Annotated in this window: 16 protein-coding genes and 1 pseudogene; 10 read left to right on the forward strand and 7 right to left on the reverse strand. The window is 66.7% G+C overall.

Annotated features, from left to right (window positions below; translation table 11 throughout):
• The gene (locus O7603_RS14975) at positions 1-1,656 is read right to left on the reverse strand and encodes an ABC-F family ATP-binding cassette domain-containing protein (RefSeq protein WP_281576320.1); all 1,656 of its coding nucleotides are present in this window, start codon (positions 1,654-1,656) and stop codon (positions 1-3) included.
• Positions 1,657-2,013: 357 nt separating this feature from the next.
• Between O7603_RS14975 and O7603_RS14980 the strand changes: the two genes are divergently transcribed.
• The gene (locus O7603_RS14980; protein WP_281576321.1) at positions 2,014-2,982 is read left to right on the forward strand and encodes a hypothetical protein; all 969 of its coding nucleotides are present in this window, start codon (positions 2,014-2,016) and stop codon (positions 2,980-2,982) included.
• 410 nt (positions 2,983-3,392) lie between these two features.
• On the opposite strand, the gene O7603_RS14985 is transcribed toward O7603_RS14980, so the two are convergent.
• The gene (locus O7603_RS14985; protein WP_281576322.1) at positions 3,393-4,235 is read right to left on the reverse strand and encodes an MBL fold metallo-hydrolase; all 843 of its coding nucleotides are present in this window, start codon (positions 4,233-4,235) and stop codon (positions 3,393-3,395) included.
• Positions 4,236-4,929: 694 nt separating this feature from the next.
• Here O7603_RS14985 and O7603_RS14990 point away from each other — a divergent pair.
• From O7603_RS14990 to O7603_RS15005, 4 genes are all read left to right on the forward strand, one after another.
• Positions 4,930-5,754: a MarR family transcriptional regulator gene (locus O7603_RS14990; protein ID WP_281576323.1), complete on the forward strand. Its 825-nt coding sequence runs from the start codon at positions 4,930-4,932 to the stop codon at positions 5,752-5,754.
• A gap of 183 nt (positions 5,755-5,937) precedes the next feature.
• Entirely contained in the window at positions 5,938-6,567 is a 630-nt protein-coding gene (locus tag O7603_RS14995) for a VOC family protein (protein ID WP_281576324.1), read from the forward strand.
• Between the two features lie 111 nt (positions 6,568-6,678).
• Positions 6,679-6,876 (forward strand): hypothetical protein, encoded by a 198-nt coding sequence (locus O7603_RS15000; RefSeq protein ID WP_281576325.1) that lies wholly within the window; start codon positions 6,679-6,681, stop codon positions 6,874-6,876.
• On the forward strand, positions 6,828-7,538 hold the full coding sequence (locus O7603_RS15005) for a GNAT family N-acetyltransferase (RefSeq protein ID WP_348651078.1): 711 nt from the start codon (positions 6,828-6,830) through the stop codon (positions 7,536-7,538). Before O7603_RS15000 ends, O7603_RS15005 begins: the two co-directional genes overlap by 49 nt.
• Here O7603_RS15005 and O7603_RS15010 read toward each other — a convergent pair.
• From O7603_RS15010 to O7603_RS15020, 3 genes are all read right to left on the reverse strand, one after another.
• Positions 7,453-8,013, reverse strand: coding sequence for a hypothetical protein (locus O7603_RS15010; protein WP_281576326.1), 561 nt, complete (start codon positions 8,011-8,013; stop codon positions 7,453-7,455). The genes O7603_RS15005 and O7603_RS15010 overlap by 86 nt on opposite strands.
• Positions 8,014-8,487: 474 nt before the next feature.
• A complete protein-coding gene (locus O7603_RS15015; protein WP_281576327.1) occupies positions 8,488-8,907 on the reverse strand; it encodes a hypothetical protein in 420 nt (139 codons plus the stop codon).
• A 187-nt stretch (positions 8,908-9,094) separates the two neighbouring features.
• Positions 9,095-9,844, reverse strand: a complete 750-nt coding sequence (locus tag O7603_RS15020; RefSeq protein ID WP_281576328.1) for a hypothetical protein — start codon at positions 9,842-9,844, stop codon at positions 9,095-9,097.
• Positions 9,845-10,674: 830 nt separating this feature from the next.
• Between O7603_RS15020 and O7603_RS15025 the strand changes: the two genes are divergently transcribed.
• From O7603_RS15025 to O7603_RS15035, 3 genes and pseudogenes are all read left to right on the forward strand, one after another.
• A complete protein-coding gene (locus O7603_RS15025; protein ID WP_281576329.1) occupies positions 10,675-11,232 on the forward strand; it encodes a phosphoglycerate mutase family protein in 558 nt (185 codons plus the stop codon).
• A 136-nt stretch (positions 11,233-11,368) separates the two neighbouring features.
• On the forward strand, positions 11,369-11,881 hold the full coding sequence (locus O7603_RS15030) for a DUF402 domain-containing protein (RefSeq protein WP_281576330.1): 513 nt from the start codon (positions 11,369-11,371) through the stop codon (positions 11,879-11,881).
• A 280-nt stretch (positions 11,882-12,161) separates the two neighbouring features.
• A pseudogene (locus O7603_RS15035) lies at positions 12,162-12,624 on the forward strand (helix-turn-helix domain-containing protein); the annotation flags it as partial.
• Positions 12,625-13,686: 1,062 nt separating this feature from the next.
• On the opposite strand, the gene O7603_RS15040 reads toward O7603_RS15035, so the two are convergent.
• Positions 13,687-14,589 carry a hypothetical protein gene (locus O7603_RS15040; protein WP_281576331.1) on the reverse strand — a complete coding sequence of 301 codons (903 nt, stop codon included), beginning with the start codon at positions 14,587-14,589 and terminating at the stop codon, positions 13,687-13,689.
• Between the two features lie 204 nt (positions 14,590-14,793).
• Here O7603_RS15040 and O7603_RS15045 point away from each other — a divergent pair, with 204 nt between their 5' ends.
• On the forward strand, positions 14,794-15,357 hold the full coding sequence (locus O7603_RS15045; RefSeq protein WP_281576332.1) for an HD domain-containing protein: 564 nt from the start codon (positions 14,794-14,796) through the stop codon (positions 15,355-15,357).
• On the opposite strand, the gene O7603_RS15050 is transcribed toward O7603_RS15045, so the two are convergent.
• On the reverse strand, positions 15,345-15,821 hold the full coding sequence (locus tag O7603_RS15050; RefSeq protein ID WP_281576333.1) for an NUDIX domain-containing protein: 477 nt from the start codon (positions 15,819-15,821) through the stop codon (positions 15,345-15,347). The two genes, O7603_RS15045 and O7603_RS15050, sit on opposite strands and share 13 nt — an antisense overlap.
• Before the next feature lie 71 nt (positions 15,822-15,892).
• Here O7603_RS15050 and O7603_RS15055 point away from each other — a divergent pair, with 71 nt between their 5' ends.
• Complete coding sequence (locus tag O7603_RS15055) at positions 15,893-16,033, forward strand: integrase (RefSeq protein ID WP_281576928.1); 141 nt, start codon at positions 15,893-15,895, stop codon at positions 16,031-16,033.
• Positions 16,034-16,405: the final 372 nt, after the last annotated feature.

Genomic DNA, 16,405 nt, shown 5'->3' on the forward strand with positions numbered 1-16,405 from the left:
TCATTCCCACCGCTCTGCGGCGAGGGCGAGCTGCCGGCCGGGCCAGCGGGACCGCAGCCGCCGGTCATGGCTGGCGATCACGATCGCGCCCGGACCCACGCCCAGGGCCTCCTCCAGTTCGTCGCAGAGTCGCGGCGAAAGGTGGTTGGTCGGCTCGTCCAGCAGCAGCAGGTCCGGCGGGTCGGCGACGAGCAGCGCGAGCGCGAGCCGGCGACGCTGGCCGACGGACAGCTCCGACACCGGCCGGTCCAGGTCGGTGACCGCGAGCAGTCCGAGCGAGGACAGCGGCACCTCCTCGGCACGGTCCGGGCCGACGGTCGCCGCGAAGATCTCCCGGGCGGTCCGGTCGGGGCCGTCGAAGACGGTGTCCTGAGCCAGCAGGCCGACGCGCAGCCCAGGCCGCCGCCGGATGGTTCCGACCGCGCGCAGGGTGCCCGCGAGGAGCGCGAGGAGGGTCGACTTCCCCACCCCGTTCGGCCCGCTCACCAGCACGCGGTCGGTGGCCGTGACGTCGAGGTGCTCGATCCGCAGCCGCCCCGGCACCGAGGCCCGGCGCACCGCGACCACGACCGCGTCACCGTCGCCGACGGCGAGGACGGGTGCGTGGAAGCGCAGCGGCTCCGGCGGCGCGGCCACCTGATCGCGCTCCAGCACCTTCAGCCGGCGGGCGGCGTCACGCACCCGGCGGGAGATCTGGTTCTGCACCCGGCCGGCGGTGTGCCCGTACCCCATCTTCTCGCTGTCCCGGGGATCACGGCCGTGGGCGACCTGATGCCCGGTCACGGCGGCGGCCAGGCGAAGTTCGGCGAGCTGCTTCTGCTCCTCGTCGTACCGCCGGCGCCAGCGTTCGGCCTCCGCGCGCCGGGTCGCCAGGTAGGCGGTGTAGCCACCGCCGTAGCGGAGCGGGCCGTCGACCGCCGGGTCCAGGTCGACCAGGTCGGTGCACACCGCGTCCAGGAACTCCCGGTCGTGCGTGGCCACCACGACCACGCCGGGCAGGCCACGCAACTGCTCCTCGCAGAAGGCCGCCGCCGCGTCGTCCAGGTGGTTCGTGGGCTCGTCGAGCAGCAGCGCGCCAGGCCGGCGGATGAGCAGCGCGGCCAGCGCCAGGCGGCCCCGCTGCCCGCCGGAGAGCGTGCCCAGCCTCCGGTGGTGCGGGATCCCGTCGAGACCGAGCCCGGCGAGCACGGTCCGGGCTCGCCGGTCGGCGTCCCAGGCGTCGCGGTCCTGCGCCCGCTCCAGCGTCTCGCCGTACGCGGCCAGCAACCGCCCGTGCCGTTCGTCGTCCTCTGGCGTACCGGCCAGCGCGGTGCCGATCCGATCCAGTTCGGCCAGGTCCTCCCGCGCCTCGCGCAGGGCGTCGTCGAGGACCGCGGCGACCGTCGTCGAGGGGGTGTACGGCATCTCCTGGTGCAGGAAACCGAGGTCCGGTGGACGCTCGACGGTGCCGGCATCGGGTTCGTCCACACCGGCGAGGACCCGCAGCAGCGTCGTCTTGCCGGTGCCGTTCTCGCCGACGAGCCCGATGCGGTGGCCGGGCGCGGCGATCAGGGAGATCCCGTCGAGCACCCGGCGGGCGCCCCGGATGCGGACGAGGTCATGGGCGATCAGCGCGGATCGGGACAGGGTGGAACGGACGACGCGACCGTCGGACATGCGGAACCTCGGGAAAGGAGGCCCGGGCGCAGGCATGGCGCGCCCGGGTGGGGCCGGGCAGGACGACAGGGGCCGCGGCGACGGCGCGATCACACGCCCGTCGGCGGCCGGTCCGGGCACTCACCCGGAGATGTCGTCGTCACCTGCCACGTCTGCTCCCCCAGCTCCGGCGATCTCGCGCAAGACTAACGCACCGCGCAGAACTCGACCGTCAGTTGACCCAGCCGGGCCGGCTGCCGAACTTTCCCGTGTCCAGAGCCGTCGACGATTGATGGAATCGACCACGCGGCGGATTTGGCTCTGGGCATGATGGGATGCGTCCGCCCGAGCGGGACCGTCCTGCCAGGGAGGTGCCAGGTGGCTGCCGCCCGGATTCCGCCGCACTTCTTCGGTATCCCCTTCGGCCTCGCTGGCCTGGGTAACACCTGGATCGTGGCCGGACGCGGCGGCGCCGCACCGACGGAGATCGGCAACGCCCTGCTGGCGCTCGCCGCGCTGATCTGGCTCGCCGTGCTGGTGGCGTACGCGGCGTACACGGTGCCCAGACCGAGAGTCCTCGTCAACGACATGGTGGATCCGGTCGCCGGTGCGTTCGTCTCGCTCGCCGTCATCACCCCGATGTTGCTCGCCGCGCAGGGCGTCGTTCCGTACGACCTGGGCGTCGGGCGGGTTCTCGTCGACGTGTTCGTGGTCCTCACGCTCGCCTTCGGCGGCTGGATAACCGGACAGTGGATCTACGGGCGAATCGACATCAATCAGATTCACCCCGGCTACTTCCTGCCCACCGTGGCCGGCGGGTTCATCGCCTCGGCCGCCGCGTCCGCCGTCGGGCAGCGCACCCTGGCGGACGTCATGCTCGGGCTCGGGTTCGTCTGCTGGCTCGTGCTCGGCTCGTTGATCCTGAACCGCCTGTTCATCCGGCCGCCGCTGCCGGCGCCGCTCGTACCGACCCTCGCGATCGAGGTGGCCCCCTCCGCCCTGGCCGTGCTCGCGCTCCTCGCCCGCAACGGCGGCCGGATCGACATCTGGGTGATGCTGGTCTCCGGATACGGGCTGCTGCTGGTCCTCGCGCAGATCCGCCTGGTCCCGCTGTACCTGCGGCTCAGCTTCGCCCCGAGCTTCTGGGCGTTCACGTTCCCCTGGTCGGCGGTGGCGACGACCGCCCTGCACTGGATCACCCGCGGCGGCCCGCCGGGTCACCGCGTCTACACGTACCTCGTGCTGGCGGCCGTCTCGGCGCTTATCGGCGGCATCGCCGGATGGTCGATCGTGGCCGCGGCGCGCGGGCGGTTCCTTCCACCCCCCGCCGCGCCGGCGGCGCCCTGACCGGGCGCCCGCTGCCCGCCCCAGCGGTTGACCACCGACGGGCTCAGTTTCTGTTCGATACGCGGTTGCGGTCACGACGACCACGGCGTTACGCGCTTGTCGCGGCCTAGTAGTGGTCGTCGTGGTCCTGGTCCTCGTCGACCTACCGCCTCGGTACCGCCGCTGTCGCACCCGTCGTTCTCCGGCTCGGCCGTCAGCTGAGTGCTCCGTCGAGCTGTGCGCCCCGGGACCCCGTGCACCCCGATCGCCACCCAGTCAGTCACGCAGCCGCCGGCTTCGGCTGGCGGCAGTCGCACCTGCCAGTTGTGAGCGGCACGGTCGACCACAACCAGATCGAGATAGCCGCCAATAACTGGAAGCTCACTGCCGCGCCCAGGCATGGCTATCTCCACCAGGCCAAGCGCATCCGCCTAGGACATAACAGCTCTGGCCGAGTTCCACAGGACGCCGCGGTTCACCCGGCCCGGGTAGAGGTCGACCATCGCCTCGTAGAGGTCGGTATGGCTGCTCGCATTGTCGGCCGCTGCGAAGAAGTCGTTTATGTAGCGGCGAGTTCTGTCGATATCTTGCGGGCTGTCGGGGTCGCCGTCGCGTTTGTGGCCGGAGACGACGGCGCTGGGTTGAAGTGCTTCGATGGTGTCGAGGGCGTCGAGCCACGCCTGCCTGCCGTCACCCTTGGCTTCGGCGAGGTACAGGTGGACGTCTCCATAGACGGCGTCGCCGGCGACGACTAACCCGGTGGCGGGGTCGTGCAGTGCGCTGGTGCCGTCGGTGTCGGTGTGGCCCAGTTCGATCGCGTGGAGTCGTTCGCCTTCCAGTTCGAGTACGCCGGCGGCCAGTGGCTGGGCGATGAGGTGTCGGTCGGAGATCTGGTCCGGGAACCGCGGGGTCCAGAACCCGTCGAACCAGCGTGGGCCCCACTGGGCGGCCATGTGGTCGACGACACCGGGCGTGGCCACAAGGTTGGCGTTGGGAAAGCGGTCGAGGACCGATGGCGCGCCGAAGAAGTGGTCGCCGTGGGCATGTGTGACGAAGATGGTGGTGACGTTCTTGCCGGTGCTGGTCACCCAGGCGGTCAAGGCGCGCGACTCGTCGATGGTCATAAGCGGGTCGACGAGGATGGCGTCTCGCTCACCGTAAATGAGGGTGGATGCGGTCGGCGACCACATTCGCCGTGCCTCACCTGGAGGGATGTCGTCGGACACCACCGGCTTCGGCGGCGCCACATGCACGGAATATGTCAGCCCTGCCATCGCTGCTCCCTTTGGTCTGCTGTTCCGTCGAAGGTGCGATCTTCAACAGGTCGCGCGGCCCTTCGGTGTCCTACTCAGCCCAGTCTCGTCAGATGGCTCCGCGTCGGGGGACGGTTTGGTCACCGGCTGGACAACTCAAGTTGCGGCCGCTAGGCGGGCCTCCGCGCCCATCGTGTGCGGGCGACCTATCTCGCACGTCGAGGTTGCCAAGTCACCATGAACCATGGTGTGAGCCACTATGGTCGAATGCGGCCAGTTCGTCGGACTCGCGTCCGGCCGCAGGTGCGCGGCGTCCGAACTGGGCCGGGAACTGACGACTGCCAAGCTGATCTACGTCGAGGTGACCCGGCAAGCCCAAGCGGTGACCACAGACAAGTTGGGTATTGCTGGTCCTCGACGTAGACGGCACCCTCATCCCGCTCGGAACACCCACGGCGGCTCCGCCGGGCATGTCGCTTGGCCGCCGCGACGGCAGCTTGCCGAAGACGCGGCCGAGACCCGTCAACGTGGCACCCGACTCGCCTCGACCGATGCAGTCGCCGTCTACGGCGCGCTACTGCTGCGCGGTGATAATAAGGCTGGTCTTGGCTGGATTGATGTCGGCCGAAGTTGTCGTATCCGGGCCCCGTTGTTCGTAGCCAAGGTGAGAGGCCGCCCACGACGGCGCGGTCACGACCACAGGAGATGCCGACCGATGCCGCACCCGCTGGCCAAGATCCGCCGCATGTTCGAGCTCGTCGAGCCGATCGCCACCGTCACCTTCGGCGAGGTGCCGAACGAGGCGTTCCTGACGCTCGGCATGCGCAATTACTGGGACGGATACTTCGCGGGCCGGGCCGCGCCGCTGGGACTGGTATCGGCCGAGGTGGTACACGCGGTCTTCTACAACTTCGCCGACGGCGAGGTGGCGCGCCACATCCCGTGGGTCTGGGGGAAGACCACCCCACAGGAGGCGATCGCGGTCCGTGAGCGGGGCAGCGCCACCGCGCTGCGGCAGCTGATCGGACAGCTCGCTGAGTCGCCCGCTCTGGTGCGGGCCGCCGACCTGGCCACCCGAGCAGCGGTCAGCGCGCCGACCGAGGGCCGTGTGCTGTACGCCGGGCTGCGGGCACTTCAGGTGCCCGAGGAGCCGGTGGCCAGGCTCTGGCACGCGGCGACGCTGCTGCGTGAGCACCGCGGGGACGGCCACAACGCCGCCCTCCTCGCCCACGGCATCGGCGGCACCGAGGCCCACGTCCTCATGGCTCTGTCCCTCGGAATGAGAGCGCAGGAGTTCGGCCGAGTCCACCATCTGCCCACGGCGCAGCTGGCCGCCGTCGTCGACGGGCTGCGCGGCCGCGGCCTGGTGGACGCCGCTGGCGGGTTCACCGACGCCGGCCGGCAGATCAGGCAGCAGATCGAGGCCCTCACCGACAAGCTGGCAGCCCCGGCGTACCGCGTGCTCAACGCCGACGAGCTCGACGAGCTGATCGCGGGGCTCGAGCCGATCGCCACCGCATTGCAGGCCGCCGACGACTGAACCGGTCGCATCAGCCGGACGGTCACGACCCAGCTCGGCCACCGAGATCAGCCGGTTGCTGCGCGACCACTCGCGTGCGGTGTCCGGTCGCGAGCGCACTGCGGCTATGAGAGTGCACCGCCGACCAGTGAGTGCGAGAGCCACTGTGCGCTCCGTGGCGCCGCCGATGCTAGGTTCGCCGGCATGACGGTGCAGATCACGGCCGGGCAGTTCCACGCGGCCGACGGTGTCGAGGACTGGCGATGCCTCTACCACGTGGTCTCGGCGTATTTCCGCACCGGCTCGCTGGCCAAGGGCATAGCGTTCGTCGATGAGGTCGGCCGGCTCGCCGGTGGCCCGGAGCAGCGGTACGTCAACGTCGATCTGCGTCATGTCGGCGTCACGGTGTCCCTGCTGTCGCGCGACGTTGCGCTGGCCCGGCGGATCTCGGCTGCTGCCAGGGACCTGGATATCCCCGCCGACCCGACCGCCGTGCAGCTCATCAACGTCACCCTCGACGCCCTCGTCGGCGCGGACGTGCTGCCGTTCTGGCGGGCGCTGCTGGATTACCGCCAGATCGATGATGACTATCTAGCCGACCCGGCGCGCCGGGGTCCGGGCTTCGGGTTGCAGCCAATGGATGCCCGGCGTCCACAACGCAACCGCATGCACCTTGATGTCGCCGTCCCGCATGATCAGGCCGAGGCCCGCATCGCCGCCGCCTTGGCCGCGGGTGGCCGGCTGGTCTCTGATGCGCACGCACCGAAGTGGTGGGTCTTGGCCGACGCCGAGGGCAACGAGGCGTGCGTCGCCACTTGGGTCGGCCGAGAATAGCGGCCTACTCGAAGGTTCTTCACGGCCACAATCGACCGTATCGATGCACGCTCGCCGACGTGGTCCGGCACCAACAGACACATTGGCTTGACCGTCGGCCACACTTACGGCATGACGGCGACGATCATGCCAATAGCCTCCGCCCATCCGGCGTTCGATCAGGTAGCTGCTCTGTTCGACGACTACCGGGCGCACTACGGCCAACCGTCAACCCCAGAGATCACCCGCTCTGGCTGCACGACCAGCTCGCACAACACCGGATCTCCGCCGCTGCCGCCACCCGAGCTGGTCACGTGTGCGGCTTCATGACGGTCACCATCATGCCGGCATCGCTCATGCTGGGCACCTCATGGTCGATCCGCGAGCTCTACGTGGCCCCGCACCATCGCCGTGGCGGTATCGCGAACGCCCTGCTCCAGCACGTCATCCACAACGCCCGTGCCGCCGGCGCGCATCGCGTTTCACTCCAAACCGAGACCGACAACATCCCCGCTCTGACGCTCTACACCGACATCGGCTTCCGGCCCGTCACCGGTCTGGAACTACTCAACCTCACCTTCGATCCCACCGGCCAAGATTCAGGAGACCTAGACCGGCCAGTCCACCACCCGGTCTCGATCGAGGACGTACAGGGATGCGGTCGCAGACACCTCGGAGCCCTCCACATCGCGGTCCGGGACGACAGCATAGTGACGCACGCTCATCGGCCAGATCCGGAAGCCACCAGGAACAGCCCTCCGTCACCCAACGTATTCATTGAATCGTTCGCATCCCGACGTCGCGAACTCACTAGCGTTGTCGGACGCCGATCATCGCTGTGTACGTCCAGGCGTACCTGGCTCTGCACTGGTGCCTGTACGCCGACATGGCTGGACCCACCCGACGTCACCCTCCGTCACACGTCGTCAACGGGAACGCTGACTCGACGATGGTCGCGGTCCCGGCCACCGGCCTCTGTTCGTGCATCGTGATCACATCGCCGGGCACCAGACGTCGCCACCGCTGCGGGCTCAGCGGAGCCAAGCGGACCACCGCACTCCCGGCAGGCTGAAGATCCGGCTGCGCCTCGACCCAGAGCCGTGCGACGTATAGGTCCGGGTCGCCCGCCGCCGTCACATCGCCGATGTCCCACAGCGGACGGAGTCGCCCGTCGCCGGGAATGGGAACCCGCCTGCCGCCGGCGACGCCCGGATCGACGAGCTGAAGGTCGGCGCGAACCACCCCGTGAACAACTTCGAAGCGACGCCAGTGGCACCACCGCTCGGTCCGGGAGAGCCACATCATCCGGGCAGCCTCCGCGAGCAGATCCCAGAAGGCGATCTCGGAGCTATACGCGTCGCCAAGTTCCACGAGGATGTCCAGGGCGCTCTCCCACTCGTCATGGTCGAGGTACTCGTTCGCGTCGGCCACCGTCGCGCCGGCCCCACCCGTCGCGGCCGCAGACACGTGACCGGCAGCTCGGCGAAGAAGCTCGGGGACATCCACGGCATGGATCTTCCCGCATGAATCCCCAGGACGCCGCGCCCGAGAAGGGGCCAGAACCAATCTCGGCCATGGGGAACCCCACGGACGGAGCCACGCCTCGGCCAGCGCCCCGGCTGCCGGTCGCGCGCCGCCCCACGGCTTGGGTGGCTTGCGTCCACGATCACGGCACTGCGTTCATGGCTTGCCGGAACCGTTTCACCGCTCCCGAGCACCCGGGCCATCGGCGGACACACGAAAAAGGCCCTGGCTCGGCGTGGAACGCCAGGCCAGGGCCTTGATCACAGGTGCGCCGCCAGGGACTCGAACCCCGAACCCGCGGATTAAGAGACACGGGTGATTCGGCGGCCTCCCCCCTACCACCTCGGATCGGATACGTGTGGGAGGTCGGCCCCGTGCGATGTCGCGTGCTGTTGTTGCTGTCGGCGTTGCTGTCGCTTACTCGATGGGGCGGCCCTTCTGGTCTCGCTTCCGCTTGCTGACGTCTTGAGCTAGGCCCACCGCGCCGAGGGTGAAGACGAAGGCAACCGCAACCAGTCCGAGCAGCCACCATCCACCCTCGCGGATGAACCAGATACCTCCGAAGGTCGAGGAGGCGATGAGGATGAGGGCGAGCGTGACACCCAAGGGATCCCGCCGACGCTCCTTCGCCGCCTCGATCTCATCGAGCGTTGCAAGGATGTGCCGTTCAAGCTTCTGCCTCACGGGTCCATCGGGGATCTGGGTCAGAAGTTCGACATCTAGCCTCAGATCGTCCCTTCGTGTCCTCCGGACCTGACGCGAACCCAGTAGGGGCAACACTGCGGCAAGCGCACCTAGTACGCCAACGATGATTTGCGCGACGAGATCCAAGCTCACGGCCACGCAGGCTACATCCTCTAGACAAGGGCCTGGCCGCGTGAGCTAGTCGATGGCCGGCAGGCAACAGGCAACGCGGCGCTCGCTGTTGAAGCGGAGACGGGGACGGCCGACACCGCAACGCAAGGTCCGGGTTGCGTGGCGGCCAGCGGGGACCGTTCGGGTATTTGTGTCCAGATCTATGGAATTAGCGACAGGCGGGCTCGCCTCCACCTATGTACTTGTTAAGCTGCGTCCGGTAGCTCTCGGATGCGGTTAGATCGGCAATTAGCCTTGCGTTCTTGTAGTGCCGATGTGCCTCACTACAGGCCCGAGCCCGCCGCTCCAATCCTGCCCAAAAGTACTCGCTATACGCTTGACTGTATACGCGATCATCATGGGGAGCGGCTGGGGCTGAATCAACAGCAGACTGCATTGCCTTGCGACCTTCGTTCAACTTTCCATCGGCAAAGAATGCGCTGCCCTGTATTCGATACAGGGCAGGATGAGTAATTCCGTCCGCCCTTTTCGAACTTCCAATCTCGGCGATCTCCCGGCTTTCTGCGTATCTATTGGAAGAATAGAAGGCTTGAGCAACAATTAGGCATTCGTGGGCAGACACCTTGTCGGGGATCGCTCGAATAAGATCTGCCGCTTGTTGCGCCAACGCAACTCTTTCCCCGTCCAAACCAGCGGTAGCGCGCCTAGCCACCACCTGGCCCTGGTCATTCTTGACATCGCCACCATCGCCTCTAGACAGGTCGGAGATCCGCTGTATCAGCTGCCCCAATTCCGATCGAGCGTCTTGCGCATCCTGCTCGACACCCTGACGATAGGTAAGGTACGCGGAGCCTCCAGAAATAATCAGAGCAAGAATCGCAACGACAACGCTCGCCTCTTTGTACCAGGTCCCGCGCCTTTGGCTCTCCTGCTGCAGGTCGGCAATCCTTGCCTCCACCAAGGACAACCGTTCTTGCAGGGCGGGTGCCAGGGGCGGCGATGCGGACATCGGATCGACGGCCTGCCCCTGACGAGGGACCCAGCGGCGTCGGCTTCTACTCACAAATCACCTCTGTCTTCGGCGACTCTTCGTCACTGTAGGAAAAGGCGTCAAGCCTCGGTAGGTCGACGCGCCATCCCGTCTGCCATCGACCCGCCTCCTAGGGAGCCGGCCGCCGCCCGGCCCGCCACGTCAAGCGGACCTTGACTGCCCGCACGGACGCTGGCGGGCCGGGCAGTGGCCTGCTCGACTTGCCCGGGTCGATGGCAGGCGGGATGGCCTACCGCAACCACCCACGGACCGCGACCGCCGGCGGCGCCCCGGCCATCCTGGAGCCGGAGCGCCCCCGCCGGAGGCGCAGTAGCCGCAACCCCGCGACCGCCGCCAGCTCGCCGACGCGGGCGGCGTGCGCTCCCCTACGCCGCGCGGGCTCGTGGCCACGCGGCCAGGCCGGCTGCCGGCCCACCACACCACCGGTCAACGGTCTGTCCGTCTGCGGCGGCCCTTCGGGCTTCCCGCTGTCCGCGCCAGCCGCCGGGCGTCGGGCGTGACGGTCGCAGAGCGACAGCGGCAGCGGCCGGCGCGCGCCCTGGCGGCGGCGCGTGCGGCCCGTTGCGGGCCGCCTTGAAGACGTACAGAAACTTTGAACGGGGATTCGACGGCAGCCGGTGTCCTCCGTCGACTGATGCGCGACACTCGTCTGCCAGCTGATCTGCGACACCCAGTGCGTTGATCACGGCATGAGAGTGCGCTGTTCGGGTGTTGGCTTTTCGCGCAGAATGTGGCTCATGCTCAACGGTGCGAATATCACAGTCGTTCTTGTGCCGCACTGTGCGTCCGTATCTCGTGACGGGTGGGCCGGGAACCACGACGATCGCCCGCTGAGCGGTGCCGGGCGGGAGCAAGCGCAAGCGCTGGCGCGCGCGATCGGCACCGGCATCGAAGCGATCTACACCAGCCCGGCGTTGCGCTGCCGGCAGACCGTGGAGCCGCTGGTCGCGGCATCCGGGTTGGAGCTCGTCGAGCTACCCGAGCTGTATGAGGCGGAAGGCTTTCATCAACCTGCCGAGTGGGTCGAGGGGGTGTTCGCGCCGATGGGTGCGGCGGTCGCGGGCGCCTGGACCGCCGGTCGGACGCTCGGCGCCCTCGCCCGGATGGTCGGTACCCGGGTGGGTGGCAGCGTCGTGGCCTGCTCTCACGGTGACGTCATTCCGGTCCTGCTGTCCTCGCTGGCCGGCGCCTACCGCACGCCGCTGCCTTCGCTGGCGAACCGCGGCGGTTGGTACGCGTTGCAGTTCGCCGACGGGGGACTCGCTATGGCCAGTCACTCGGTAGGCGATTCCTGAACGCGTACTCACATCGATATGACAGGACGTTGCGCCAACTGATCTGCGACGCCTCAGCGCGCTGATCGCGGCCACTCGCGGAAGCATGATGGTGCGCCGGATCGCGACCTACTCCGTTTGCCCATAGCGTGCTCCCGTGAGCGAGGTTCAGAACAGCCGGACCATACGTCTATCCAAGATCAAACGTCCTGGTGGCATCTTCTGGTTCGATCTCGAGCCGGTCGGTCAGGACCGTGACGGGACCTGGTTGCGAGGCCTGGCTGGTTCGCCATGGGGTGCTCCGCATGACAGTGGCGCTCTTTCGGTACCCGTCGTGGTCCTGCTCGCGGCGAACCGCCCCTGGGTTGCATGGTGGGTTGGGGACCCTACTGATCGGCGGCTTGAGATCGACGTGTGCCTCCCGCCGGAGCCGACCGAAGGAGGCTGGCGGTATATCGATCTCGAACTGGACCCAGTGCTCCACGAGCGAGATTCGCGTGTCGAGATCGAGGACTGGGACGAGTACGAACAGGCGTGCCGCGACGGCTGGATGAGCGCGGATGACGCCAAGCTCGCACAGTCCACGGCCGAAGATCGGGCCGGGGCACTCCGGCGCCGGGACGAGCCCTGGCAGGAGCGCAGATGGCAGTTGCTCACTCAACAGCCGTGAGGACTGAGATGCCGCCCGCTCGCTCATCGGCATGGCCGGGCCTTTGCGTCGCCGACCTGTCGCCCCTAGCGTGCTGGATCTGTCGCACATCACCTGGCGGAGCTGCGTTGCACATCAGTTGTCGGATCACATTCGACGGCAGCCGGCTGTGTCCCGTCACGGGACATGCTTGACAGGGCGCGTCCCACCAGATGCTTGACATGATCGATATTCGGCTTCTTCATCGCGTGATGGTTGCGGGCATCGCGGGCTGGGGAGGCCGGGATTGGCGCTGGTGGAGTTGTCGATCGTGGAGCAGCGGTATCGCGCGGTCCTCGCCGTGCAGGCCGGAGAACCGGTCGTGGAGGTGGCAGCCCCGACCGGGGTGTCACGGCAGACGATTCACACGTGGCTGGCCCGCTATGCCGACGTGGGACTCGCGGGTTTGGAGGATCGGTCTCGCCGGCCTCAGGGGTGTGCTCATCAGGCGTCGCCGGAGGTGGAGGCGTTGGTGTGTGAGCTGCGCCGGCATCATCCGCGGTGGGGTTCCCGCAGGATCGCGTTCGAGTTGGGCCGGTATGGCTGCCCGGATCCGGTGCCGTCGCGGATGACGGTGTATCGGATTCTGGTCCGTCACGGGCTGATCGAACCGGCGAAACGCCGCCGAGGGCGGAAGGACTATGTCCGCTGGCAGCGGGGCCCGGCCGATGGAGTTGTGGCAGATGGACATCGTCGGCGGGATCATGCTCGCCGACGGCACCGAGAGGTCAGGTACGACTTCGCGGACGAAGCATCCGCCCGCTCAATGGTTGACCGGATGATGAAGACCTCGGCTGGCACGTGGCGCGACCTCACGGAGGCGGTCCGGCGGCACTCCAACCGCCTGCGCACGGACTAGGGCTGACAAGGATCGACCGAACACTGGTTCAGGCCAGGTCGGCTAGCACTTCCGGGCTAGCCGATCGAGAGCTGGGCGTGACCCACGGGATCGACGGCAACACCTACCCTGACCCAGTGGTTGCGGCTGAACTTCCGAAGGTCACCGACTGGATGCAGGCGTGGGGAAGCCTGCTGGGGGTCGGCGTATCTACCCTCGCAGTGATCATTACTGGCCTGCTCCTGCGGCATGAGCTGCGCGCCCGGCGAGAAGACAAAGATGATTTAGATGCCGCGCAGGCTCGTCTCGTCTACGGCGACATACATGGGCCAGTTGAGGAGAATCGCCGAGTCGTATCGGCAGAACTAGGGGTTACGAACTTCAGCGACGGACCTATACACGATGTATGGGTGACCATCGAGGACAGTCGCGAACAGAATCGGCCGACCTTTTATGCCCGTTCGAATCCGATGCATAAGAGGATAATTGCGCCAAAACGCGGAGTTTCAGAGCTTCACGTGTTCAGGGGGCCAGTGGACCTGGTGGACCTCACAAGGTTCGCTGAGGTCAAGGTGGTGTTCGTCGACGCTGCGGGTCTTGGTTGGCGGAGGGTCGGAGATGGGCAGCCCGAGCGGTTGAGGCCGAGGGCCGAACCGGGTATCTCTTTCCGATCCACCCTGTGGAACTACCTCTGGTTCCTCTCGAGGCCAGCGCGGCGGCTTCGAGTCGGCCTCCAGAGACTGCGTTCCGCCTCCATCTCGAACATGGAAGAAAGAATCGCAAAGCGGCAGGGTCGCGCATTCTGGACTGGTGTGAGCCAAACGACAAAGGGAGATATCTCCGCGCCGACGTCTGGTGGTCCGAATCGAAGGCGCTAGCCGTACCATCGCCTTAGTATGGCCCTGGCCTTCTGGAGCCGCGTCAAGTTGACCGGCAAGAGGCCGCCTCTTCAGCGGTATCGGTACTCCGGATAGCGCGGCCATTGGATGGTCTGGCCTAGCATACGCAAACCATCCTCCCTCGTGTGGTCGTCGATTACCTTCGCTAGTGCGCTAAGTCTCATCATGTTCTTCGGGCTCGGCAACAACACGTTGTACGCATCCAATCCCACCACAATTGATTCCACCGGATCCTTCATCAGCGCCAGTACCCGACGCCCCTTAGGGGCATCGGCATCGCGCGCGATCCGGATTGGCGTCGTGCAGGTGCCCGGCTTGTCCAAGCAGTCACGCAACTCCGCCATAATCGGGTTGATGATGTAGGGCAGCCCAAAGGCACAGAAGGCCACCAAATAGGCGGACCGAATCCACGACAAGTTCGCTCGGGCATCGCTGATCTTTTCCACCCGAACCTTGAAGGTGAGGGGCGGACTCGTCGTCTCGCTGTCCACGAATTCGTTTAGTTTGGCAATGTGCTGGTCACGAACCAGGGGGTGGTTCTGTTTGTCGACACCTTGAATCCTCAGCGTCCCGTTTTCAAACCATGCGCTCCCCCGCAACGGGATTCCGTCGGCGTCCATCACGACGCGGTACCGCTTTGAGGTCGCTTTGGTATCAAGAAACTGGATCAAGTTCTCTCGGTTGGCGGCGTATACGTCGAGTTGTTCGCCGGCCTTGTTGTTGCAGCTTCGACAGGTCAGCAGGGTGCCTCTGCCACCGACCGAGTCCGCCGGGACGTGCTCGATTGTCAGTTCTCGAGAGTCAAGTGCGTCGGGACCGAAGGCCCAGCAGCAGCACGGGCAGCAGTACCAGCTCCCGTCTGGCACCTCGACCTGACCTGGACGCAGGTCAGCGAAATCACGCAGCGCCGCCGCGCCCTCGTCGAACCAACGCCGACGGACTTTCATGCTCACGGTCACAGTGTTGATGATCTGCCCTGGCCGAGCCGAGCAGCAACCTCGACAACCGGCGGAAAGCCGCCGAGCCAACGCCGGCCCCGCGTGAGGCCGATTCGTCCTGATCATGTTGATACTAGGCTTCCAGTCTTCTACAGGCTCCGCTCACTCGGCATCCGGACGGGTTGGTGTTTGACGGTGACGACTCCGTACGCTGATGGCATGCCCGCCTTCGTCGACGCCGCTCGCGAGATTGCGCGACTGAAGCTTGAGGTTCCCCTGCCTCGGCGATGGAGCCACGTCAGGGCGGTAGCCGCAAAAGCTCGGAAGGTCAGTCAGGCAATACCACCCGAGGACCGTGACGTTCTCGTGGCGTCTGCATGGCTGCATGACGTCGGACACAGCCCAGAACTCGTCGATACAGGCTTTCACTCACTCGATGGCGGTCGGTGGTTGAAGGGTCAAGGGATCGACGAGCGGGTAGCTGCGTTGGTAGCTCACCATTCCTGCGCCTGGTTAGAAGCGGAGGAACGTGGGCTGGGCAAGGCTCTTGCGGAGGAGTTCACCCGAGAACAGTCGGCCGTGGCCGACGCTCTTTGCTTCTCAGACATGACTACGGGGCCGGATGGCCAGGACTTTGAGGTACTAGAGCGGCTTGCCGAAATACGCAGCCGCTATGGTCCGGATCATCTCGTGACTCGCTTCATCCTCAAGGCGCAGCCTGAAATGATCACTGCGGTTCGCCGGACTCAAGCGCGTCTGTCCGCAGCACCTCAACCGATGTAGGGCTTGCTGCGCTCCTCAAGACCATGCTTGATGCGGAGTTGCGTCGAGGGATGGATGTCTAGGTCGCCGATCTGGTCGAGCGGGACCCACCGCACGTCAGCAGACTCATCGCTCGGCGTCAGCGTGCCGCCACGGGGCGCGGCCCGGAAGCAAAGCGAGAACTGCTGCCGAACCTCACCGTCTGAGTACTCGACGACGTGGGCAGGGTCGGAGTAGACCCCGACAAGCCCGATGACCCGGACGTCGATGCCGGTCTCTTCCCTGGTCTCGCGGACGGCAGTCTGGGCGACAGTCTCCCCGATCTCCTGGCCGCCGCCCGGCAGGGACCACAGATCGTTGTCCGTGCGATGGATCAGCAGCACGCGACCGCGGTCGTCTCGTACGAACACAGAGACAGCCACAACGATGCTGTTGGCCTTCGGTGCGTCCGGGTCGTGGTAGTGCTCGATCAGATGTCCGGCCAATCCGCTTTCATGATCTCCGGCATACCTGCGCGACGCTGCTGCTGGCTGCAGGCGTGTCCCCGAGAGTCGTCATGGACATCCTCGGCCACTCACAGATCGCGGTGACCATGAACATCTACGGGCATGTCATGCCAGCCATGCAGCAAGAGGCGGCAGGACACATGGACGCGGCACTCACTGAGCCTGAGACGGGTGATGACGCTGACGAGTGACCTCGTTGCTGTCGCCGTTGCTGTCACTCGCGCCGGAACGACATCTGGGCACCCACTCGTAAGGAGTGAATGCCCAGTTGATTGCTGGTGCGCCGCCAGGGACTCGAACCCCGAACCCGCGGATTAAGAGCCTGATCTCGGTCGAGTCACCCGGTCCAACCGGGTCGCGTGAGTCCACCTGTTCGCGGTCATGGCCCGATTCGGTCGAGTCGGCGTCCCAGTCAATCCACCGGACCACGGCCCTGTCCACGGCGCCCGAGCACCCACGGAGCGCCCACGGCCGATGGGCGGGCCACCCTTTCCGCGCCAACTACAGTCACCCGGCTCGCCGAGTGGGCAGGACCGGCCCGCGCCATGGATGCGCCCGAGCAG

The organism is Micromonospora sp. WMMD812 (genome assembly GCF_027497215.1).
GTDB lineage: Bacteria > Actinomycetota > Actinomycetes > Mycobacteriales > Micromonosporaceae > Micromonospora.